This is a genomic window from Actinomadura xylanilytica (genome assembly GCF_030283145.1).
GTDB lineage: Bacteria > Actinomycetota > Actinomycetes > Streptosporangiales > Streptosporangiaceae > Spirillospora > Spirillospora xylanilytica.
This window is the reverse complement of record NZ_JASNWE010000002.1, coordinates 758,547-779,772: the sequence shown is the minus strand read 5'-3', so window position 1 is coordinate 779,772 and position 21,226 is coordinate 758,547. Positions and strand designations below refer to the sequence as shown.

Sequence of the window (21,226 nt, the reverse complement as noted above, 5' to 3'; positions counted from 1 at the left end):
CGTACCCGGTGGTGTCGTGCCCGGTGGTGCCGTGCCCGGTCGCCTTGTGCCGGGTCGTCTCGTGCCAGGCCGCCTCGTCACCGGCTCCGCCATCCGGCCCGGGAGTGATCTCAGCCACGGATCCGGTCGAACTCCTCGCCGAAGCCCGCCTGCTCGGCGACCGTCAGCAGCGCGTCGCCGGGGAGGGCCCGCTCGCCGAGGTCGCCGAGGTGACCGCCGTTGACGCCGAGGTCTTCCAGCAGCGCCGGGTCGCCGGCCGGATCGCCGGTCGGCGCCTCGCCGACGAGCTGGTGGAACAGTCCGCCCAGCCCGTCCTCGCGGACGGTGGACACGAACGCCCGCGGCTCCTGCTCGCCGTCGAGCCGGACGACCGCGAACCAGTCGTCGTCCTGCTCGATGAGCAGCACCACCGGGTCGCCGTACGATTCGACGGCCGCCTCCCGCATCAGGTCGGCGACGTCGTCGACTCCCTCGGCCTCGGCCAGCACGGCCTCGGCACCGATCCAGCCCTCAGGGGTCCGCGCGAAGACGGCGGCGAAGTAGGACACCGGTCCATTGTGACCCACAAGGATGCGCAGGTCACACCCCTCGTACGGCGAACGGTCAGCCGATGCCGTCGAGCGCCCGCTCGAACGCGGCGGCGAAGCCGAGCCGCCCGGCGACGCTCAGCAGCATCTCGTCCGGGTACAGCTCCAGGTCGCCGGAGATCGCGCCGAGCTCCATCTCGTCCAGCCCCAGGTCGGAGAAGATGGACATGTCGCCGACCGGGAGCACCTGGTCGAGCTCCTCGTCCTCGGGGATCGGGATGTCGAGGTAGTCGAGCACCTGCCCGGCCAGCGGCCAGTCGACCGAGGCGGTGACGTCGGACAGGAAGACCATCACCTCGTCGCCGAGCAGCCGGATCGCCACGAAGAAGTCGTCGCCGACCGCGACCAGCCCCACCGTGCCGCCCAGGCTCGGCTGCTGGCGCAGGGCGTGGATCAGCCCGGTCAGGTCGCCGGTCAGCGCCACCGGGAGGATCTCCGCCTCCCAGCGCTCGTCTTCCCGGTACACCACGACGGCGAAATCCGTCGCGTCCACATCCGTCATTTCCACCCCACCGGCACGGTTTCCGCCAGGGCATGGTCGCAGATGCAGCGCGCCCTCGCGTCCCCCACCACCGAACGGGGCGGTGCACCCTGCCTGTGCGGTGGGAAGTCGGCGCTGGCACCAGCGCCGCGGAACGAATGTATCGGACGTACCCCGTCCACCACGGCGGAAGCCGCACCTCCGCCCGCTGGAGGGGGACCGGACCGGGTCAGTTGATCCGGAAGGTGCGGCGGCGCAGCGCCGCATGGATCCGGGCCCGGCGGGAGCGGTGCGGGGTCACCCGGCGGCGCAGCTCGCGCGCCTCGGCGAGCTCCCGCAGGAACGCCGCCCGGCGGCGGAGATGCTCGCGGACCTCCTCGGAGGAGAGCTCCCCGGGACCGGTCGCGACCCCGTCCCCGTCCGCGGTGGACGCGGCGGACGCCGCGGACGTCCCGGCGGCCTCGGTGGTCATCTCGTGCGGGTTCTCGATGGAGGCACCGCCTTCGCGTTCGAGGGCCTGGTCAGAGGTATGGACGAGCGCGGGCCCGGGAGGATCCGGCGCGGACTCGCCGGCCCGTCCCAGATGTCTCGGCTGCTGCTCGCGCTCTGTGCTCATAACGGCATACTGCCCAGCTCAGGGGCTCCTATCCACGCGATAGGAGGGTCTGGCCAAGGGTGGCAAGTGGGCTACGGTGAGGCCATGGAGACCCTCGCCGTCGACCACCCCCTCGTCGCGCACAAGCTCACCACGCTGCGGGACGTGCGCACCGATTCGCCCACGTTCCGCCGGCTCGCCGACGAACTGGTCACCCTACTTGCCTACGAGGCTACCCGGGATGTCCGAGTGGCCGAGGCCACGGTGCAGACGCCGCTGGCCCCCGCTCAGGGCGTGCGGCTCGCCAGCCCCAAGCCGCTGGTCGTGCCGATTCTCCGGGCCGGCCTCGGCATGCTCGACGGGATGACCCGGATGCTCCCCACCTCCGAGGTTGGCTTCCTCGGCATGATCCGCGACGAGGGGACGCTCCAGGCGCAGACGTACGCCACCCGGCTCCCCGACGACCTGTCCGGCCGGCAGTGCTACGTGCTCGACCCCATGCTCGCCACCGGCGGCACGCTCGCCGCGGCCATCAAGCTGCTGTTCGAGCGCGGCGCCGACGACGTCACGGCACTGTGCCTGCTCGCCGCCCCGGAGGGCCTGAAGTACATGGAGCAGGAGTTCGAGGGCACCGGTGCGCCCGTCCGCGTCGTCACCGCGGCCATCGACTCGCACCTCAACGACCAGGGATTCATCCTCCCCGGTCTCGGCGACGCCGGGGATCGCCTGTACGGCGTGGTCTGACCCGTCCAGGCGGTCTGCCCGTCCCGCCGGTCTGGCCCGTCACGCCCCATTCGGAGCGCGATATCCGCCATGTTCGATCGTGTGTGACCGTGGGTAGTAAAGGGCTACGGAACGTCGATGATCGTTCCCTCCGCCGCCCCGGCACAGGGGACCGGCCCGGGGTGGTGTGAGCGAGCTCGAGGAAGCGTGATGGCTCACCAAGGGGACAGCGACCAGCCGCGCTATACGGAGATCGGCGAGCGTCTCACCGCGGAGTTCGAGGGCGTGCACGCCGCCGAGACCGTCGCCCGGTGCGTCGCGGCGGCTCGGCACGGGGCACTGGAGGTCACGGGGTCGGCGCAGCCGGTCCTGGTCGAGCGGATCGCCCGCAAGCACCTGGAGGTGCTCGCCACGGTGGCGGCCGAAAAGCTGCGCCAGGCGCGGCGCACGACCCTCGGCAACGCGCCCTAGCAGTAACCCTTGCTATGCCGGGGCTGCGTGCTGTGCAAAACTGACTTGGGGTCAGTGGGTCATCGTGCTCTGGGAGGCAGTCGTGCCCGCCAAGAAGTACTTCACGTGGGCCGCGGTGGCCTTCGTGGCCTTCTACGTCTTCAGCCAACCCGAGGGGGCGGCAAAGTCGGTGTACACCGCTGCGGACGGCTTGGCATCGGCCGCCGGTTCCCTGGCCACCTTCGTCAACGCGATCGCTTGAGGCCGGCATGAGGCTGGTGACGCCGGGTGACTCCGCCCCGGCATCGGTGAACAAGTACCTTCTCCCGCACGAGACGCAGGTCATCACGGTGCGCAGGCACCCGGCCGTGCTGATGATGCCGGTCGGGCTGGTGCTCGGCGGCCTGATCATCGCCGGCGTGCTCAGCAATACCGTCACCAACGTCATCACCTGGATCTGGTGGGGCTGGCTGATCCTGCTCGCCTGGTTCGTGTGGCGGGTCGCCGAGTGGTCGGTCGACTACTTCGTCATCACCAACCAGCGGATGCTGCTGACCACCGGCCTGATCACCCGCAAGGTCGCGATGATGCCGCTGGCCAAGGTCACCGACATGAGCTTCAAACGGACGATCGCCGGCCGGATGCTCGGCTACGGCGAGTTCGTGCTGGAGTCCGCGGGCCAGGACCAGGCGCTGACCAATGTGCCCTTCCTCCCCTATCCCGAGCAGCTCTACCTCGAGGTCTGCGAAATGATCTTTCCGAACAAGAACCCCACCCCCGACGACTGACCGCCCGCGTGATCGTCCGCGCCGAGCCCCGTCCGGACGGGGCTCGGCGCGCGCCGTTCGCCGCCCGGGACGGCGGCCGGTCCGGGCCACTGGCCCGATGGCGCGGTGGAGTGATCAATATCCGAGGTAGCGGTGATCTTGGCTGGTCCGTCGGCTACCGTCGGAGACGACAGGCTCCGCGGTCGAACCGGACGGCCCTCAGGCGGCGCGGACGGCGGTGGCCTCCACGCGGCCCGGCGGTTCGGACCGGCCCGCCCGCGGGGCGCGTACCACCGACCACAAAGGGGCGCACGGGGCCGACCGGGTCATCCCAGCTTTTGTCGCTTCGTTACTCGCGATGTGCGATAACCCGCAATGTGCAATCATGTCGGCACCCTAGCCGCCTGATTACTTCCGCTAAGTGAGTTCACATGCCGGGTCCAGGCAACGTCGGCGAACGTGTCCGCAACCTGCGGCTGACCAGACGCTTGTCGCAGGCACAGCTCGCCGGTCACGACCTTTCCGACAGCTACATCTCGTTGATCGAGTCGGGTAAGCGCACGCCGACGCCGACCGTTCTGCGCATGCTGGCCGAACGGCTCGGCTGCACCCCCGAATACCTCGCCGAAGGCGTCGAGCCGGAGCAGCGCGCCCATCTCGAGGTCCGCGAACGGCACGCCCATCTGGCGCTGCTGGCCGGCGATCCGGCCACGGCCGAGGCCGGATTCGACGACGTGATCGACCGCAGCGACGACCCGGACCTCACCTCCCGGGCCCGCTGGGGACGCGCCCGCGCGCTGGAGGAGCTCGGCCGCACCGGCCAGGCCATCACCCTGTTCGAGGAGCTGCGCGAGCAGGCCGAGCGCGACCCCGGCCGGGCGAGCTGGCTGCCGCCGGTGATCGCGCTGGCCCGCTGCTACCACGCGGTCGGCGACCTCGGCCAGGCCATCGCCCTCGGCGAGCGCGCGCTGGACCGGCTGCGCGGTCTCGGCCTCGACGTCGGCGTCGAGCACGCCGAGGTCGGGCGGATCCTCCTCCTGGCCTACGTGGACCGCTCCGATCCCGAACGCGCGCACGCCCTCGGCCGCCGGCTGCTGGTCTCCGCCCCCGACGAGTCCCCGGCCGACGCGTACCAGCGCGCCAGCATCCGGGCGCTCGAAGGCGGCGCGATCGGCGACTCGCTGCACCTGGCCGACAAGGCCCTGGCCGCCCGTACCGAAGGCACGCCCCCGCAGTCCCGCGCCCGCCTCGACCTCGCGGCGGCCAAGGCCCTGCTCCGGGGCGTGCCGCCGTTCTCTGTCCCGCCCTCCATCGCCGACACCGGGATGGGTGGCACGTTCGCCGTCGCCGGTTCCGCCGAGCTCGCGCGCCCGCGCGCGGAGGGGACTCCCGAAGCCGCGGCGGAAGCGTTCGAACTCCTCCGGCAGACCACGTCGCTGGACGGCGTGGAGGGCACCGAGGCCACCATCGCCAAGGCCCGCGCGCTCGTGCTGATGGGCGACCCCGCGCAGGCCATCGCGGGCCTGGAGGAGTTCCTGGAGACGGGCATGGCGCTCGCGGCGCCCACCGCCGACGGGTCGCCCACCGCCGTCCCGGAGCCCGTGGTGACCCCTCGTCCGGACGCCGGGCTGCCCGCGCGCACGCACAAGACCGTCCTCGCGCGCCTCGTCCTCGCGCGCGCCCGCATCGCGCAGGGGGACCGCACGGCCGCCCAGGTCGTCCTGGGCATCGCCGCCGAGCAGCTGGCCGGCCTCGCGCCCGGCCGCACCGCCGCCGGGCTCTTCCGGGAGCAGGGCGAGCTCTTCGAGCTCGTCGGCGACCCCGATTCGGCCGCCGCCGCGTACCGGCGGGGCCTGGAGGCCGTCGGTCTCTGCTCCGCCCGCTCCCAGGCGGCCGACCGCGACCTCGGCCGCGTCTGACCTCCTGGCCGGGCCCGCCGCCCGGCGAGGAGACCGGCGGTGGGCGGGAATAAAAGCACGGCCCTCGTAGTCCTAACATGGAGACATGGGATGACTGGCTCACCGGAGGTTCCGGTTCGGGCCGCGATCGGGAGGGACCGTGACACTCCGCACCGCCCGCCGTGCGTCGCTGGTCGAGCAGGTGATCGACCAGCTCCGGGAGGAGATCTCCTCGGGCGGCTGGGCCGTCGGTGCGAAGATCCCGCCGGAGCCGGTGCTGTCGGAGTCCCTCGGGGTCGGCCGCAACACCGTCCGGGAGGCGGTCCGCGCGCTGACGCACGCGGGACTCCTGGAGGGCAGGCAGGGCGACGGAACCTACGTCCGCGCCACGAGCGAGCTCTCCGGAGCCGTCCGGCGCCGGCTCCAGACCGCCGAGCTGATCGAGATCCTGGAGGTGCGGCGGGGCCTGGAGGTGGAGGCCGCGCGCCTCGCCGCCACCCGCCGCACCCCCGCCGACATCGAGGCCATCGGCGCGGCCCTCGCCCGCCGCGACGCCGCCTGGGCGGCCGGTGACCACGGCGCGTTCGTCGAGGCCGACCTCGAGTTCCACCTGACGGTCGTCGAGGCCACGCACAACCAGGTGCTGACCGAGCTCTACCGCGACTTCGGCATGGTGCTGCGCGCCAGCATCGGAGCGGCCGGCGCCCTGCTGGAGTACTCCGGCATCCCGCACGACACCATCGCCAACGCCATCGAGGCGGGCGACGCGACCGCCGCCGCGGAGGCGACGCACTCGTGTCTCGACCAGATCCTCCGCTCGACCGCTCCGTCCGGCGGCACCGCGCCGTCCACGGGGACCGAGCCGTCCGGCGGCGCCGCCGGCGTTCCACGGGGCCAGGCGCCCGCCGCGGACGGCCCGGAGTCGCCGGCGCCCGTCTGACCCTTCCGCCCCCAGACCTTCCGACTTTCGCCGGGCCTGAACGCACCACGGGCCCGGTCCCATTTCGCGGACGGTGGTCCTTCTCAAGGGCCCGAGGCCGTCCGCCGCGATCCGATCATCCCCACGTTCGACGCGCCACGGCGCATGACGAAGGCGACATGACCACCACGAGCACGACCCCTGCCCCCCGCGTCTCACGCGCCACCGCGATCTGGACCGTCACCGGCCTGGTCCTCCTGACCGTCAACCTGCGGGCCGCGATCGCCGGCATCTCCCCGATGCTCGGCGAGCTCCAGGACGCCTTCGGGCTGTCCGGTGTGGGGGTGAGCGTCCTCACCACGCTGCCGGTGCTGTGCCTGGGCGGGTTCGCCTCGGTCGCCCCGGTGCTGGCCCGGCGGGTTGGCGCCGAGACGGCGATCGCCGGCGCGCTGGTGATGATCACGCTGGGGATCGTGCTGCGGGTCGTCCCGGTGCAGCCCGCGCTGTACGCCGGGACCGTGCTGGCCGGAGCGGGCATCGCGATGGGCAACGTGCTCATGCCCGCGGTCATCAAGCGCGTCTTCCCCGACCGGGTCGGATCGCTGACCGGCCTGGCGATGATGCTCATGGCGAGCAGCGGCGCGATCGCGGCCGGGCTCGCCGTCCCGCTGGACGACGCGGGCGGATGGCGCCTCGCCCTGGCCGTCTGGGCCGTCCCGTCGCTGATCGCCGCCCTGGCGTGGGGGCCGCTCGCACTGCGCGGCCGGCGCCAGGACGCCCTGTCCGCCGCGTCCGGACCCGACGTCCGGCCCGCCCCGGGCGGGCGGGCCGCGGCCGGCGAGGGGTCGCTGCTGCGCGCCCCGCTGGCCTGGTACGTGGCGGCCTTCATGGGGCTGGCCTCGCTGATGTTCTACGTGCTCATGTCGTGGCTGCCGGAGATCATGCGGGACGCCGGGTACTCCGCCGCGACCGGCGGGATGATGGTCTCGGTCATGATGATCATCGGTATCCCGCTGGGCTTCCTGGTGCCGGTGCTGGCCGCCCGGATGCGCGACCAGCGGTCGATGGTCGCCGGCGTCGCCGCCACGATGGTGATCGGCATCCTCGGGCTGCTGCTCGCCCCGGGCGCCGGCTGGGTGTGGGTCGCCGTCCTCGGCCTCGGCACCGGCTCGGCGTTCCCGCTCGCCTACACGCTGCTCAGCCTGCGCTCGCCCGGCCCGTCCGTCGCCGCCCGGCTGTCGGGCATGGCCCAGACCGGCGGCTACCTCCTCGCCGGGTTCGGCCCGCTGGCCGTCGGAGTCCTGCACTCGGCCACCGGCGGCTGGGACGTGTCGCTGACCCTGCTGCTCGCGCTGGTGGTCCCCGAGACCGTGTTCGGCCTGCTGGCCGCGCGTCCCGGCCTCCTGTGGCCGAGCGCCCGCCCGGAGGGCCGCGTCGAGCAGCTCATCGAGCCCAAGATCGGCTCCGCCGCGATGGCCGAACGGGTCGGGTCCCGCTGACGCTCAGGACGTGCCGGAGTCGACCGCGTTGACGTCGACGGCGTCGAGGTCGAGCACGCGGGCGTGCAGAACGAGCCGCTGATGCAGGGCGGCCCGGAGCGCCCGGTGCAGGCCGTCCTCCAGGTAGAGCTCGCCCCGCCACTGCACCACGTGCGGGAACAGGTCGCCGTAGAACGTGGAGTCCTTGGCCAGCAAGGACTGGAGGTCGAGTTCCCGTTTGGTGCTGACGAGCTGGTCGAGGCGGACCTGGCGCGGCGGGATCTTGGCCCAGTCGCCGGACGAGAGCCCATGCGCGGGATAGGGCCTTCCGTCACCTACCGCCTTGAAGATCACGCTTCGAGTCTACGGGGTCGGATGGGGTCGGAGAAGGTAGCGCAACCGGCCGGCTCACCCGAGCGAGGGCCGGTCGTCAACCATGTGCGCCGCTGCTGGGACGTCCCATGGGGGAATTTGTCCGGATTCACCCGGCCTCCACCACCCCTGACCAACGCGAGAGGCCGGCACCCCATGGGTACCGGCCTCGACGTCATGCCTCTCAGCAAGCGGAGGATGCGAGATTCGAACTCGCGAGCGCTTGCACGCAACACGCTTTCCAAGCGTGCGCCCTAGGCCACTAGGCGAATCCTCCGCCGCCGAGCTTACCGGGTCTCGGGCAGTGGGCGGGCATCAATAATCGCCCTGAGCGGAATCTCCCCGTAGACGTGCGGGAAGACCTCCTCGCCGGCGGCCTCGTACCGGACCGGCGCGTCGAGCCGCGCAGGGTCGATGACCAGCAGGACGAGGCCACTGCGGGGTACGCGGGAGTAGAAGCGGCCGAGCACGCCCTCCACCTGCGCGAGGTCGGTCGAGCAGTGGACGAAGCCCTCGTCGGCGAGGGACCGTCCGAGGGTGGACATCGCGTACGACACACCCGCGTCGCGCGCGGATTCCCAGTGCCGGAGTTCGGCGATGTGCAGGAGTGTCTCCTGCGGCGTTGCGGTGTCGGGGGCGGACATGGGCGCGAGCCTACGCCGGAAGCGTGCAACCGGGGCCCGGGGATGTCATAGACTTCGGGCAGACCCCTCGCACGGCGTCACCCTGTGAACCTCCCCAGGGCCGGAAGGCAGCAAGGATAAGCGGGCTCTGGCGGGTGTGCGGGGGGTCCTTTTCGTTCCCGGCGCTCTGCTTCTCGAGGGAGGGCGGACCCCATGAGTCTGGCTCTGTACCGCAAGTACCGGCCAGCGACGTTCGCCGAGCTCAAGGGGCAGGAGCACGTCGCCGATCCGCTGCAACAGGCGCTGCGCAACGGGCGGATCAACCACGCGTACCTGTTCAGCGGCCCCCGCGGCTGCGGTAAGACGTCCAGTGCCCGCATCCTGGCCCGTTCGCTGAACTGCGAGCAGGGGCCGACCCCGGAACCGTGCGGGAAGTGCGACTCGTGCGTCGCGCTCGGGCCGACCGGGACCGGCCACATCGACGTCATCGAGATCGACGCCGCCTCGCACGGAGGCGTCGACGACGCCCGTGACCTGCGCGAACGCGCGTTCTTCGCGCCGGTGTCGGCGCGCTTCAAGGTGTACATCATCGACGAGGCGCACATGGTCACCCGGGAGGGCTTCAACGCGCTGCTGAAGCTCGTCGAGGAACCGCCGCCGCATCTGAAGTTCGTGTTCGCGACCACCGAGCCCGAGAAGGTCATCGGGACGATCCGGTCCCGGACCCACCACTACGCCTTCCGGCTGATCCCGCCCGGCGTGCTCCAGGACCTCGTCGAGGAGATCCTGCGGGCCGAGGACGTCCCGTTCGAGGCGTCCGCGCTGCCGCTGGCCGTCCGGGCCGGAGCGGGGTCGGCGCGCGACACGCTGTCGATCCTGGACCAGCTCCTCGCCGGCTCGGACGAGAACGGCATCACGTACGCGCGCGCCGTGTCGCTGCTCGGCTTCACCGACTCGACGCTCCTGGACGGCGTCGTCGCCGCCTTCTCCGCCCGCGACGGCGCCGCGGTGTTCGCGGCCATCGACCGCGTGGTCGAGAGCGGCCAGGATCCGCGCCGGTTCACCGCCGACCTGCTGGAGCGCGTCCGGGACCTGGTGATCCTCACGAACGTCCCGGAGGCCGGGGGCTCCGGGCTGCTGAACGTCCCGCCGGACGAGATGGAGCAGATGCGGCGGCAGGCCGCGTCCATGGGGGCGGCGGAACTGACGCGCGCGGCGGACCTGCTGCACACCGGACTCACCGAGATGCGCGGCGCGACGTCGCCGCGGCTGCTGCTGGAACTGATCTGCGCGCGCATCCTGCTGCCCGCCGCGTACGAGGACGAGTCGTCGATGCTGGCCCGGCTGGATCGGCTCGAACGCCAGGCGGCGCAAGGCGGCGGTCTCGGGAACGGTTCGGCGGGCGGCTCCCAGGGGGCTTCGGGCGCAGGGGGGACTGCTCCTTCGGTTCCCGCGCCCGCCTTCGCGGCCGTTCCCCCGTCCGTCCAGCAGGGACAGGAGCAAGGGCAAGCGCAAGGGCCGGAGCAGGGGCAAGGCCAGAGCCAACGGCAGGGCCAGGGCCAACGGCAGGGGCAGGAGGCTGGTGGCGGGCAGGCAGGTGCTCGGTCAGGCCCGGCGCAGGAAGGCGGCTCACAGCGACCGTCCCCGCAGCAGCCCCCCGCTCAACCGCCGTCCCGTCAGCAGCAGCCCGCTCAGCAGGTGCCCGCTCAGCAGGCGCCGTCCGGGCAACGCCCCCCGCCCTCGCAGGGGGACGTCGCGACCGTGCAGCAGTTGTGGCCGGACATCGTCGAGGCCGTCAAGCAGAAGAGTCGCGTCGCCTGGATGGTGATCATGTCGGGGGTGCGGCCGGTCTCGCTCGACCGGAACCTGCTCACCCTTTCCTTCGAGGCCGAGGGAGCCCGCACCAACTTCGCCAACGGCGGCCGTGACGTGGTTCTCCGCGAGGTGCTCAAGGAGCGCATGGGCGTCGACTGGCGGGTCGACACCGTTCTCGCCGGAGCGGTGTCCACCGGGACGCGCTCGGCCGGGCCCGGTGGACGGTCCGGGCCCGTGGCCGGCCAGGGGTACGGCCACAGCCAGGGCCAGGGCGGCGGCCAAGGGCAGGGAGCAGGGGCCGGCGGGACGGGGCAGGGATACGGCCAGAGCGCCGCTCCTTCCGCGGGGTCCGCCGGCGGGGCCGCGGTCGCGACCGCGCAAGCGCCCTCCAGCCAGGGGCCGTGGTCGGCGACGCCTCCCGGGCCGTCCGGCTCGGTGTCCTCCGGCGGACGGCGGGGCGCGGACGACCCCGGGCCGCTGCCGCCTCCCCCGGACGAGCCCCCGCCGCCCTCGGAGCCCTCGCCGGTGGACGAGAGGGAAGAGGTCGACCCCGAGGGCGACGCCGACGCGGACGGCAACGAGGCGGAGATGAACGGGATGGCGCTCATCCAGCGCGAACTCGGCGGTCAGGTCATCCGGGAGATCGACAACTCCTGAACCGGCCGCCGGAACGGGACGCACCACCGGTGCTTACCGGATCTCGTGCGAAACCCGTAGTCTCGGGGGAACAGACGTCCGGTGGTCGGCGGGTCGCCGAGAACAGGGCCCTCACCAGGGCCGGAAGAACGGAGTGCACCGTGGAACCCGGTGGTCAGTTGAACATGCAGGAGCTGCTCCAGCAGGCCCAGCGCATGCAGGAGCAGCTTTTCACCGCGCAGCGCGAGCTCGCGGAGACCGAGGTGAAGGGCACCGCCGGAGGCGGGCTGGTCACCGCGACGGTCAACGGACAGGGCGAGGTCACCGGCCTGACCATCGACCCGAAGGCCGTCGATATCGATGATCCGGCCGACACTGCCGAGACCATCGCCGACCTGGTGCTCGCGGCGATCCGCGACGCGGGCCGGGTCGCGCAGGAGCTCCAGCAGGAGAAGATGGGCCCGCTCGCCGAGGGACTCGGCGGAGGCGGTGTGCCCGGACTCGGCGGCCCCGGCGGACTGCCGGGCGGGTTCCCCGGTCTCGGCGGCCCCGGCGGGCTGCCCGGCGCCTGAACCGCCCCGGCACCCCGGGGACCTTGGCACATCAAGCCCTGGCCTCACCCGCACCGTCTATGTGAGCCTTGTCTTCAATGGGGAGCGGAGCCGTCACCGTACGGATCCGCCCCATGGCCCCGTCCACGGCCGCCCATCCGGGCCGGGACGTGCGCAGGAACGAAAAGTCAGAACGAAAAGCCCGTGCTGAAAGGCCAAAACCTCCGGCGCGGGGCCGCTGTCGAAGTCCGCAGGCCACAACCTGACGAAGGCCGCCGACCGGCCGGCCGCCGAGACCGGCGTCCGGTACCGGAAGGGCACGGCATCCGGTCCGTCGGGAACGCCGACCGAACGTGAAAGGAAGGGACCGTTGTACGAAGGGGTGGTCCAGAACCTCATCGACGAGCTGGGCAGGCTGCCCGGCGTCGGCCCCAAGAGCGCGCAGCGGATCGCCTTCCACCTCCTCGCCGCCGATCCCGTCGACGTCGAGCGCTTGTCCACGGCGCTCAAGGAGGTCAAGGACAAGGTCCGCTTCTGCAAGACGTGCGGGAACGTGGCCGAGGAAGAGGAGTGCCGCATCTGCCGGGACGTCCGCCGCGACCCGCAGACCATCTGTGTGGTCGAGGAGTCCAAGGACGTTGTCGCGATCGAGAAGACCCGCGAGTTCCGCGGCCGGTACCACGTGCTCGGCGGCGCGATCAGCCCGATCGAGGGCGTCGGGCCCGAGGAACTGCGGATCCGTGAGCTGATGCAGCGCCTGGCGGACGGCACGGTCACCGAGCTGATCCTCGCCACCGATCCCAACCTGGAGGGCGAGGCGACCGCGACCTACCTCGCCCGGCTGGTGAAACCCATGGGACTCACCGTCACCCGCCTGGCCAGCGGCCTGCCGGTGGGCGGCGACCTCGAGTACGCCGACGAGGTAACGCTGGGCCGCGCATTCGAAGGACGGAGGCTGCTCGATGTCTGACTCCAACAGCCCGCAGGACTGGAACGCCCTCGCCGAACGCGTGGCGCGCCATGTGGACAACTATCTGAACGGCCTCGAGGCCGTCGCGCGCGGCGACGGCGGCGTGCACACCGTGCCCCTGCTGCTCCTGGAGGTCTCGCAGGTCATCCTGGCCGGCGCCCAGCTCGGCGCGAGCGCCGACGTGATCCTCCCGGACAACTGGGAGCCGGAGGTCGGCGACGACCCCGACCTCGACGCCGTCCGGCAGGGCCTGGCCGAGCGCCTCACCTCCGTGGACGAGTACGTGGAGGTCTTCGACCCCTACAAGGACACCGAGCCCACGTCCTACCGGCTGTCGGACGACCTGGTCGACGTCGCCAGCGATCTCGTGCACGGCCTGCGGCACTTCCAGCAGGACCGTCCGCTGGAGGCGCTGTGGTGGTGGCAGTACTCCTACTTCAACCACTGGGGCAACCACGCGGGCGCCGCCCTCCGCGCCCTGCACGCCGTCATCGCCAACGCCCGCCTGGACGTCGTCAACGAACAGGCCGCCGCGGTCCAGTAGGCCCCGGTTCCACACATCAGCTCCCGGAGTGTCCGGCCGAATGGATCCTCAACGGCGGTTCGACCGCGCCACCGCGCTTCTCGACGCGGGCGAGTTCGACGCGGCGGGTGAGCCGCTGCTGGAGGCCGCCGAGGGCGGGCACGCGAAGGCCGCGTCCATGCTGGGACGCCTGCTGTGCCTGAACCCGCGGCCGTGGCTCCCTCGCGACGCGCCTGGCGACCCCGAGCTGTGGCTGCGCCGTGCGCTCGAACTCGACCGGGGTGATCGGCAGGCGGCCCTGCTGCTCGCCTCGCTCCTTGACCGCGAGCTGCTGGAGATGCGCCCGCAGGAGCCCTGGGACCAGGACATCGACCCCGACGACGCGGAGTCCGACCCGGACGAGGAGCCCGACCCCGAGGAGGCGTGGGAGGCGGAGATCGCCCGCCGCCACGACGAGGTGTTCGCCCTGCTGGACGGGCTGCTCGCCGCGGACCCCGGCGACGCCGCGGCGGCCGTCGGGCTGGTCTCGCTGCACGCGGCGGCCTGGGACCACCATGTCGAGGAGTCCGGACGGGACGGCCCCCCGCTGCCCGAGTCCGACGAGGCGGGCCGTGCCCTCCTCGCCTCGCTCGTCGAGGCCGCCCGGCGCGCGACCGACCTGGACCCGTCGGACGCGTTCGCCGTCAGCGCGCTCGCCGCCGCACTGCGCTGGAGCGGAGCACCGGACGCCGCGGAGTGGGAGCAGCGCTTCGCGGTGCTGTGCCCGGAATGGATGGACGCGGACTCGGAGCCGCCGCCGGCGCGGGAGGGCGTCCCGTCCGAGGGGCGGTACGGCTGGTACGTCCTGGAGTTTGGGCAGATGGCCGACAACTACGGCACGAACTCGTTCGACCGGGTCGTCACCGCCGACCTGGGGGAACTGCGCTGGGCCTGTGGAAAACTGCTCGGCCACCTGCGGGGCAGCCCGTTCCGGCAGATCGATCAGGACGACGGCCAGCCGCCCGAGTGCCTCACACTGTCGGTCTACGACGCGGGCCGCCACGTCGCCGACGTCGACCTCGTCCCGTATCTGCGGACCGCGCCGGACGCGGCGCCGGTGGTCGACTGGGCGGCGTTCGACCCGCCGCGGCCGGCGAGCCCGCCGCTGCCGCCGGGGCGTCCGGCGCTGGCGTGGCTCTCGCTCGGCGCGGACGCCGTCCACTACGGCTTCAGCGACGATCCGCGGTACTACTGCTGATTGGAGTTACCTCCCCGTAACCGCGTCGGGTGGGCATCGGTAGACTTTTGCCGGTACGCCCGACCCCGATCCGAGGAGCGCCCACCCGTGGCTCTTGTCGTGCAGAAGTACGGTGGCTCCTCCGTCGCCGACGCCGAGTGCGTCAAGCGGGTCGCCCAGCGCATCGTCGCAACGAAGAAGGCGGGCAACGACGTGGTCGTCGTGGTCTCCGCCATGGGCGACACGACGGATGACCTGATCGATAAGGCAAAGCAGGTCAGCCCGCTGCCTCCGGCACGCGAGCTGGACATGCTGCTCACCGCCGGAGAGCGCATCTCGATGGCGCTGCTGGCCATGGCCATCGCCAACCTGGGCCACGAGGCCCGCTCGTTCACCGGCTCCCAGGCCGGGGTGATCACAGACGGCACGCACGGTAAAGCCAAGATCATCGACGTGACGCCCGGCCGGATCCGGACCGCGCTGGACGAGGGGTCCATCTGCATCGTCGCCGGCTTCCAGGGCGTCTCGCAGGGCACCAAGGACATCACCACGCTCGGCCGCGGCGGTTCCGACACCACGGCCGTGGCGCTCGCCGCCGCGCTGGACGGCGACGTCTGCGAGATCTACACCGACGTCGACGGGATCTTCACCGCGGACCCGCGCATCGTGCCGGCGGCGCGGCACATCCCGCGCATCTCCTACGAGGAGATGCTGGAGATGGCCGCCAACGGTGCCAAGATCCTTCATCTGCGCTGCGTCGAGTACGCGCGCCGGTACAACATTCCGATCCACGTACGGTCCTCGTTCAGCCAGAAGGAAGGCACGTGGGTCGTCGACAGCAGCGAGATCGAGGGGCACGACATGGAGCAGGCGATCATCTCCGGCGTCGCGCACGACCGGAGCGAAGCCAAGATCACCGTGGTGGGGGTGCCCGACAAGGTCGGTGAGGCCGCCACGATCTTCACCGTGCTGGCCGACGCCGAGATCAACATCGACATGATCGTGCAGAACGTGTCGGCGGCCTCCACCGGCCGCACCGATATCTCCTTCACCCTGCCGGCCACCGACGGGCAGAGCGCGCTGACCGCGCTCAACAAGCTCAAGGAGCGGATCGGGTTCGAGTCGCTGCGCTACGACGACCGGATCGGCAAGGTCTCGCTGATCGGCGCGGGCATGCGCTCGCACCCGGGGGTGACGGCCACGTTCTTCGCGGCCATCGCCGAGGCCGGCGTCAACATCGAGATGATCTCCACCTCGGAGATCCGGATCTCGGTCGTGGTGGCCCAGGACGACATCGACACCGCGGTCGCCGCCGCGCACCGCTCCTTCGACCTGGAGTCGGAGCAGGTCGAGGCCGTCGTCTACGGCGGCACCGGCCGCTGAGCCCGGCGCTTCACCGTCCCTCGGCCCGAACGCGGGACCGAAGGGCCGGGGCGGACGGATCGGGCGGACGGATCGGGCGGACGGGCCTTTCGGTTCGTCCGCCCGGCTCGCGTCCGGGTCAGGGCGTGAGGGTGGCGATGACCTCGGCGGTGTCCAGGTAGTACGGGCGGAACTCCGCCACGAGGCCGTCCTTGATCGTGATCCATTGGACGATCGAGGCGTCCAGCGAGCGGCCGGTCGCGCGCGAGCACATGATGGCGCGGTTGTAGGCCACGACGGTGTCGCCCTCGGTGGCGAACCGCTGGTCGACGAACTCTAGCGACGCCCACAGTTCGCTCATCGTGGCCATGAACCGCTCCATGCCCGCGTGGCCGCGCCACGTCCCGCCGTAGGGGAGGGACGCGGCCTGGTGCAGGGTCACCTCGGGGTCGAGGCATTTCGCCATGCCGCCGAAGTCGGCCTTCCCCGGTCCGCCGGAGGTCAGGTACTCCGCTTCCGCCGCGTAGAAGCGTTTGAGAACTGCTAGAGAGGTAGACATGTCCGGTCAACACCGCCGGCGTGCTTTCGGTTGCGGTGCGCGGACCGTGACCGCGGAGGCGGGTTCGGTGAGCGGCGGCGGGCTTTAGGCTGGCGTACGTGACCGAGACGAAGGCCGTGAAGTCCGAGCAGACGCGGGCGCTGATCGTCGAGACCGCGCTGCGGCTGTTCCGCGAGCGCGGGTTCGAGGCGACCACGATGCGGGCCATCGCCAAGGAGGCCGGCGTCTCGGTCGGCAACGCCTACTACTACTTCGGCTCCAAGGAGGAGCTGATCCAGGCGTACTACGACGAGTTGCAGGACGAGCACGTCGCGGCCTGCCGGGCGGTGCTGGGCGCCGAGCGCGACTTCGCGCCGAGGCTGCTCGGGGTGCTGAAGGCGCGGGTCGACACGATGGTGCCCTACCACGAGTTCGCCGGGAAGTTCTTCAAGTTCGCCGCCGAGCCGACCAGTCCGCTCAACCCGTTCAGCGCGGAGTCGGGCCCCGCCCGGGACTCGGCGGTGGCGATCTACCGCGAGGTCGTGGACGGGTCCAGCCTCAAGATCGACAAGGAGTTCCGGGCGGAGCTGCCCGAGCTGCTGTGGCTGTATTCGATGGGCATCGTCCTCTACTGGGTGCACGACGACTCGCCCGGCTGCCGCAAGACCTACCTGCTGGTGGAGCGGACCGTCCCGCTGGTGAACCGGATGGTGTCGATGTCCCGGATCCCGGGGTTCAAGTCGGTGACCCGGGAACTGGTGGGCATCATCCGCGAGGTCCGCGCCTGAGCCGGTCAGCGGAAGGTGATGTCCCAGTGGTCGCTCTCCCGGGCGAAGACCGCGTCGGCGGGTGAGCGGTGGAGCTCGGCGCCGTCGCCGCGGGTGCCCAGGTGACGGAAGCGGTGGATCCGGGCGTCGGTGCACGCGGTCGGCACGATGTCGATCTTGTAGCCGGTGCCGTGGCTGTAGCGGCCCGGAGCGTGCCCGCGCTCGGTCCCGCCGGTGATCACCAGCGGGCAGCCGCTGTCCTTCTTGAAGTCGATCAGCCCGTCCACCGATCCCCAGCGGATCTTGTCGAAGGACGTGCAGCTCTCCCGCTCGCGGTCGGAGCATCCGCCGCTCGACTGCCAGCGGATGCCGTTGGAGCGCAGCGACCATTCGGCGAACCGCTGCTCCATGAGCAGCGATCTGGACATGCGCCGCGAGCCCGCCCGCAGCGGGGCCTTGTACAGGCGGGCGGAGGATCCGGCGGCGTCGGCGGCGGAAGTGCGCCCCCCTGGGGACGTCGTGTCGGCGGATGCCGGACCGTTGGCGGTGAAGCCCGCGGCCGTGACCGCGAAGCCCGTCAGCAGGACGGTCCTGAGCACCGCCCGCTGTTTTCGGCCGGTCGGACGGTGGTGGCAGGCCTGGCCGGTAGGGCCGGCGCGGTTGGCACGGCCGATCGGTTCGGCTGCATGGTGCTGGTTCATGTGTCCCCCCGGATAGCTGGCCCTCTGGTGGAGAGCGTCGGCTGAGCGTCGCGCCGCAACGTCGGCTGCGGCGCCGGGGGGCCACCGGTCATCCGGACCGGATTTGCTCATAAGCGGCCGAACGGAGGAATCCCCTCCGCGTCGAACCGGTAAACCCCGCCGGGCCGGATCACCCCGGCCCGGCGGGGTATATATCAGGACATACCCAGATGTTTCGCGGCGAAGGCCATCTCCGCGGCCATCTGGATGATCCGCTCCTCGACGACCAGGGAGCCGTGCCCCGCGTCGTAGCGGTAGACCTCGTGCGGCAGGCCCAGCCCGTCCAGCCTGGCCAGGTAGTTGTCGATCTGCCTGATCGGGCAGCGCGGGTCGTTCTCCCCGGCCAGGACCAGCACCGGCGCCCGGACCCGGTCGACGTAGGTGATCGGTGAGGACTCCCGGTAGCGCTCCGGCACCTCGTCCGGCGAGCCGCCGAACAACGACCGGTCGAACGCCTGGAGGCCCTCCATCTCGTCCTCGAACGCGGCGACGTAGTCGGCGACCGGCACCGCGGCGACCGCCACGGTCCAGTCGCCTGGCTGGGTGCCGATGCCGAGCAGGGTGAGGAAGCCGCCCCACGAGCCGCCGGTCAGCACCAGCCGCTCCGGATCGGCGAGGCCCGACGACACCGCCCAGTCGCGGACCGCCTTGATGTCCTCCAGCTCGGTCAGGCCCACCCGGCCCTCGATCGCGTCCCGCCACCGCGAGCCGTACCCGGTCGAGCCCCGGTAGTTGACCCGGACGACCGCGAAACCGCGGTCGACCCACGCCGCCGCCGTCGCCACGAACGAGTCGTCGTCCTGCGCCGTCGGGCCGCCGTGCACCTCGAACACCGCCGGCAGCGGCCCGTCGCCGCCGCCCTCGGGCCTGCTGACCAGCGCGTGGATCGCGCCGCCCGGTCCGTCCACCCACACGTCCTCGACCGGGACGGACGGCGGCGGGGGCGGCCCGGGCGGGGCGAGCACCACCGCGCCGGACGTCGAACGGATCACCGGCGGCTCGGCGGCCGACGACCACGAGAACTCGACCGTCCCGTCCGGCCGGACGGCGGCGCCGCCGATCACGCCGCGCGGGGTGTCGATCCGGGTGAGGGAGCCGTCGCCGTCCAGGTCGTAGCGGTAGAGCTCGTCCCGTGCCTGGTGGGAGTGGGAGATCAGCAGCGCGGACCCGTCCGGGTACCACTCGGCGCCGATCTCGCCGGGCAGGTCGAGGACGATCTCGCGCTCGGTGCCCGCGACCGGATCCCAGATCAGCAGCTCGTCGCGGCCCCGCCGCTCGTGCCCGACCAGCAGCCGGCCGTCCCCGGCGACCGGCGCGAACGCCGTCCCGTACACGCCCTTGCCCGGCCCGTCCCACAGGTCGGCGACGGTCGTCCCGTCGGGGCGCAGCACGCGCAGCGCCATGTGCCTGCTGTCGCCGTGCTCGCTGTGCCCGATCGCGATCAGGCCCTCGTCCCTGGACAGCGCGGCGACGTGCGCGTCCTCGGCATGCCGGTAGAGCAGCTCCGGCGCCGCGCCGGGACCGCACAGATGCACGGAGTTGCCGTTGTCGGTCGACCGGCCGACGACGGCGAGCCCGCTCGCGCCGAGGACCAGGCCGGACGGGTAGGACGGCTCCAGCCCCGGCACGGCCGGCACGCTCTCGCCCACGCCACCGCCCGCGTCCGGTGCGGGCTGGAACGGGGTCCGCTTCCAGACGCCGAACTCGTCGCCGTCGGTGTCGGCGAACCACCAGATCCATTCGCCGGCGGGGTCGACGCCCCCCGTCCAGGTGCCGTTCGGACGCTCGGTCACCTGCCGCCGGTCGCCGGTCTCCCGGTCCCAGGCATAGATCTCCCACGTCCCCGTGGCGTTCGACCGGTAGGTGCTGCGGTGCGGGGCGTCGCGCGCCCAGCGGGGCAGGCTCACCCGCGCGGCCCGGAAACGGGCCTTCCAGCGTTCATCGTCGACCATGCCCCCAGTATCGCCCAAAGGGGCCCGTGCGACCCGTGCGAGCACAGTGCCCGGAGGAGCAGGACTACGGGGAGCCGAGGCGGCCGAGCACCTCGTCGATCGCCGCGTGGACCTGGCGGTCCATCGCGCGGGCGAAGCCCGCCTCGACCGACACCTCGGCCCCCGGCCGGAGCCGGGCGAGCGTGTCGGTGAGCTCGGCGAGGTCCTGACCGGCGATCCGTTCCACCACATGCGTGGTGATGAGCTGGACGAACATGGCGGCCAGGTCGTCCATGCTGCGCTGGAGCTCGACGCTGGCGGCCAGCACCTCGGTCAGCGGCACGCCGACACGGACCAGCGTCACCGTCGCCTCCAGCTGGCGGCGGCTCCAGTGCGTCACGCGGTCGCCGTCCACCTCGATGTGCCCCATGGCGACGGCCTGCTCGACGGACTCGGGCCCGACCTCGCCGGGGAACAGCGCGGCCAGCTCGGCCAGCGTCATCGTCACCGGCGTCTCGTTCGACCACGGAGTGGTGACGGCCTTCTCCACCCCGAGCACCGTCTCGATGTCGCGGCCCTGCTCCCACGCCGACAGCAGCTCGCGGATGCCCTCCAGGGTGTGGCCGCGCTCCAGCAGGTTCCCGATCATGCGCAGCCGGGCGAGATGGTCCTCGGAGTACAGCCCGATCCGCCCGGTGCGACGCGGCGGGGGCAGCAGCTTGCGCTCCTGGTAGTAGCGGAGCGTCCGGATCGGGACGTCGGCGGCGCGGGCGAGCTCGCCGATGCGGTATTCGCGGCCGGGTGCGCCCATGCGCTCCCGCGTTTCGTCGGCCGGGTCATCGCTCACGGCCGACAGCATAGTTTGCGCCGGCGGCGCGGCGGGATCGCTGCCGGCCAAGTGCCGCTCCGGCCGCCCGGTGGACTACCCTCGGCCGGTCACAGGTTCCCCCCGGCCGTGAAAGAGGCACCCATGATCAAGGCGCGTTCGGTCGGCCTGGCGTTGTCCGCCGTTCTGGTCGCAGGGCTCGGAACGAGTGCGTGTTCGCAGCAACGCTGGTGCGAGCACGACGCGAGCGACACCGTCGTGAGCGACAGGTACTGCAAGAACAAGACCCCGGGCTACGAGTGGGAGACCGGTACGCACAAGAAGCAGAAGAAGCACAAGAAGCACAAGCGCCACTCGTCGCACTGACCCCATCCGGGCGGCGTACGCGTCGGGGTGGTCGCCCGCCTCCTGGGCCACGGAACCGGCGCAGACCGTGTGATCGCCGTCGCACGCGCAGA

At 72.0% G+C, this 21,226-nt stretch carries 24 protein-coding genes, 1 tRNA gene, 1 other RNA gene and 1 pseudogene; 16 read left to right on the top strand and 11 right to left on the bottom strand.

Annotation, left to right across the window (positions count from 1 at the left end; genetic code table 11):
• Positions 1-110: 110 nt before the first annotated feature.
• The 3 genes from QP090_RS14685 to QP090_RS14675 all read right to left on the bottom strand — a co-directional run bounded on the left by QP090_RS14685 (position 111) and on the right by QP090_RS14675 (position 1,684).
• Positions 111-548: a tRNA adenosine deaminase-associated protein gene (locus QP090_RS14685; RefSeq protein WP_285939415.1), complete on the bottom strand. Its 438-nt coding sequence runs from the start codon at positions 546-548 to the stop codon at positions 111-113.
• Positions 549-603: 55 nt separating this feature from the next.
• Entirely contained in the window at positions 604-1,089 is a 486-nt protein-coding gene (locus QP090_RS14680) for a tRNA adenosine deaminase-associated protein (RefSeq protein WP_285939414.1), read from the bottom strand.
• A 208-nt stretch (positions 1,090-1,297) separates the two neighbouring features.
• Positions 1,298-1,684, bottom strand: a complete 387-nt coding sequence (locus tag QP090_RS14675) for a hypothetical protein (protein ID WP_285939413.1) — start codon at positions 1,682-1,684, stop codon at positions 1,298-1,300.
• Positions 1,685-1,768: 84 nt separating this feature from the next.
• Here QP090_RS14675 and upp point away from each other — a divergent pair, with 84 nt between their 5' ends.
• The 7 genes and pseudogenes from upp to QP090_RS14640 all read left to right on the top strand — a co-directional run bounded on the left by upp (position 1,769) and on the right by QP090_RS14640 (position 7,919).
• Complete coding sequence (gene upp, locus QP090_RS14670; RefSeq protein ID WP_285939412.1) at positions 1,769-2,407, top strand: uracil phosphoribosyltransferase; 639 nt, start codon at positions 1,769-1,771, stop codon at positions 2,405-2,407.
• Between the two features lie 189 nt (positions 2,408-2,596).
• Positions 2,597-2,857 carry a hypothetical protein gene (locus QP090_RS14665; protein ID WP_285939411.1) on the top strand — a complete coding sequence of 87 codons (261 nt, stop codon included), beginning with the start codon at positions 2,597-2,599 and terminating at the stop codon, positions 2,855-2,857.
• An 82-nt stretch (positions 2,858-2,939) separates the two neighbouring features.
• Complete coding sequence (locus QP090_RS14660; protein WP_285939410.1) at positions 2,940-3,098, top strand: hypothetical protein; 159 nt, start codon at positions 2,940-2,942, stop codon at positions 3,096-3,098.
• 7 nt (positions 3,099-3,105) lie between these two features.
• Entirely contained in the window at positions 3,106-3,624 is a 519-nt protein-coding gene (locus QP090_RS14655) for a PH domain-containing protein (RefSeq protein WP_285939408.1), read from the top strand.
• 410 nt (positions 3,625-4,034) lie between these two features.
• Complete coding sequence (locus QP090_RS14650; RefSeq protein WP_285939407.1) at positions 4,035-5,522, top strand: helix-turn-helix domain-containing protein; 1,488 nt, start codon at positions 4,035-4,037, stop codon at positions 5,520-5,522.
• A 139-nt stretch (positions 5,523-5,661) separates the two neighbouring features.
• Positions 5,662-6,324, top strand: a pseudogene (locus tag QP090_RS14645) (FadR/GntR family transcriptional regulator); the annotation flags it as partial.
• 275 nt (positions 6,325-6,599) lie between these two features.
• Positions 6,600-7,919: a CynX/NimT family MFS transporter gene (locus tag QP090_RS14640; protein ID WP_285939404.1), complete on the top strand. Its 1,320-nt coding sequence runs from the start codon at positions 6,600-6,602 to the stop codon at positions 7,917-7,919.
• A gap of 3 nt (positions 7,920-7,922) precedes the next feature.
• Here the strand turns inward: QP090_RS14640 and QP090_RS14635 are convergent, their stop codons facing one another.
• From QP090_RS14635 to QP090_RS14620, 4 genes are all read right to left on the bottom strand, one after another.
• A complete protein-coding gene (locus QP090_RS14635) occupies positions 7,923-8,252 on the bottom strand; it encodes a type II toxin-antitoxin system VapB family antitoxin (RefSeq protein WP_285939403.1) in 330 nt (109 codons plus the stop codon).
• Positions 8,249-8,428: a neutral zinc metallopeptidase gene (locus tag QP090_RS14630; RefSeq protein ID WP_285940081.1), complete on the bottom strand. Its 180-nt coding sequence runs from the start codon at positions 8,426-8,428 to the stop codon at positions 8,249-8,251. Before QP090_RS14630 ends, QP090_RS14635 begins: the two co-directional genes overlap by 4 nt.
• 34 nt (positions 8,429-8,462) lie before the next feature.
• Positions 8,463-8,547: transfer RNA gene (locus QP090_RS14625), tRNA-Ser, on the bottom strand.
• A 10-nt stretch (positions 8,548-8,557) separates the two neighbouring features.
• Positions 8,558-8,914, bottom strand: coding sequence for a DUF952 domain-containing protein (locus QP090_RS14620; RefSeq protein WP_285939402.1), 357 nt, complete (start codon positions 8,912-8,914; stop codon positions 8,558-8,560).
• A gap of 58 nt (positions 8,915-8,972) precedes the next feature.
• On the opposite strand from QP090_RS14620, the gene ffs reads away from it, so the two are divergent.
• From ffs to QP090_RS14585, 7 genes are all read left to right on the top strand, one after another.
• Positions 8,973-9,068, top strand: an RNA gene (ffs, locus tag QP090_RS14615) — signal recognition particle sRNA small type.
• Positions 9,069-9,106: 38 nt separating this feature from the next.
• Entirely contained in the window at positions 9,107-11,365 is a 2,259-nt protein-coding gene (locus tag QP090_RS14610; protein ID WP_285939401.1) for a DNA polymerase III subunit gamma and tau, read from the top strand.
• A gap of 164 nt (positions 11,366-11,529) precedes the next feature.
• The gene (locus QP090_RS14605) at positions 11,530-11,916 is read left to right on the top strand and encodes a YbaB/EbfC family nucleoid-associated protein (RefSeq protein WP_432763052.1); all 387 of its coding nucleotides are present in this window, start codon (positions 11,530-11,532) and stop codon (positions 11,914-11,916) included.
• A 349-nt stretch (positions 11,917-12,265) separates the two neighbouring features.
• Positions 12,266-12,865, top strand: a complete 600-nt coding sequence (gene recR, locus QP090_RS14600) for a recombination mediator RecR (protein ID WP_285939399.1) — start codon at positions 12,266-12,268, stop codon at positions 12,863-12,865.
• Positions 12,858-13,409 (top strand): DUF5063 domain-containing protein, encoded by a 552-nt coding sequence (locus QP090_RS14595; protein WP_285939398.1) that lies wholly within the window; start codon positions 12,858-12,860, stop codon positions 13,407-13,409. Before recR ends, QP090_RS14595 begins: the two co-directional genes overlap by 8 nt.
• A gap of 40 nt (positions 13,410-13,449) precedes the next feature.
• Positions 13,450-14,625, top strand: coding sequence for a hypothetical protein (locus QP090_RS14590; RefSeq protein ID WP_285939397.1), 1,176 nt, complete (start codon positions 13,450-13,452; stop codon positions 14,623-14,625).
• Between the two features lie 87 nt (positions 14,626-14,712).
• A complete protein-coding gene (locus QP090_RS14585; RefSeq protein WP_285939396.1) occupies positions 14,713-15,987 on the top strand; it encodes an aspartate kinase in 1,275 nt (424 codons plus the stop codon).
• Between the two features lie 118 nt (positions 15,988-16,105).
• On the opposite strand, the gene QP090_RS14580 is transcribed toward QP090_RS14585, so the two are convergent.
• Entirely contained in the window at positions 16,106-16,525 is a 420-nt protein-coding gene (locus tag QP090_RS14580; RefSeq protein WP_285939395.1) for a nuclear transport factor 2 family protein, read from the bottom strand.
• 98 nt (positions 16,526-16,623) lie between these two features.
• On the opposite strand from QP090_RS14580, the gene QP090_RS14575 reads away from it, so the two are divergent.
• A complete protein-coding gene (locus QP090_RS14575; protein WP_285939394.1) occupies positions 16,624-17,292 on the top strand; it encodes a TetR/AcrR family transcriptional regulator in 669 nt (222 codons plus the stop codon).
• A 5-nt stretch (positions 17,293-17,297) separates the two neighbouring features.
• Here QP090_RS14575 and QP090_RS14570 read toward each other — a convergent pair whose 3' ends face one another.
• The 3 genes from QP090_RS14570 to QP090_RS14560 all read right to left on the bottom strand — a co-directional run bounded on the left by QP090_RS14570 (position 17,298) and on the right by QP090_RS14560 (position 20,789).
• Positions 17,298-17,870 carry a hypothetical protein gene (locus QP090_RS14570; RefSeq protein ID WP_285939393.1) on the bottom strand — a complete coding sequence of 191 codons (573 nt, stop codon included), beginning with the start codon at positions 17,868-17,870 and terminating at the stop codon, positions 17,298-17,300.
• Between the two features lie 296 nt (positions 17,871-18,166).
• Positions 18,167-19,963 carry a prolyl oligopeptidase family serine peptidase gene (locus QP090_RS14565; protein WP_285939392.1) on the bottom strand — a complete coding sequence of 599 codons (1,797 nt, stop codon included), beginning with the start codon at positions 19,961-19,963 and terminating at the stop codon, positions 18,167-18,169.
• A 64-nt stretch (positions 19,964-20,027) separates the two neighbouring features.
• A complete protein-coding gene (locus tag QP090_RS14560; RefSeq protein ID WP_285939391.1) occupies positions 20,028-20,789 on the bottom strand; it encodes a MerR family transcriptional regulator in 762 nt (253 codons plus the stop codon).
• Positions 20,790-20,912: 123 nt separating this feature from the next.
• On the opposite strand from QP090_RS14560, the gene QP090_RS14555 reads away from it, so the two are divergent.
• A complete protein-coding gene (locus tag QP090_RS14555; protein WP_285939390.1) occupies positions 20,913-21,134 on the top strand; it encodes a hypothetical protein in 222 nt (73 codons plus the stop codon).
• The last annotated feature ends 92 nt before the right edge of the window (positions 21,135-21,226 follow it).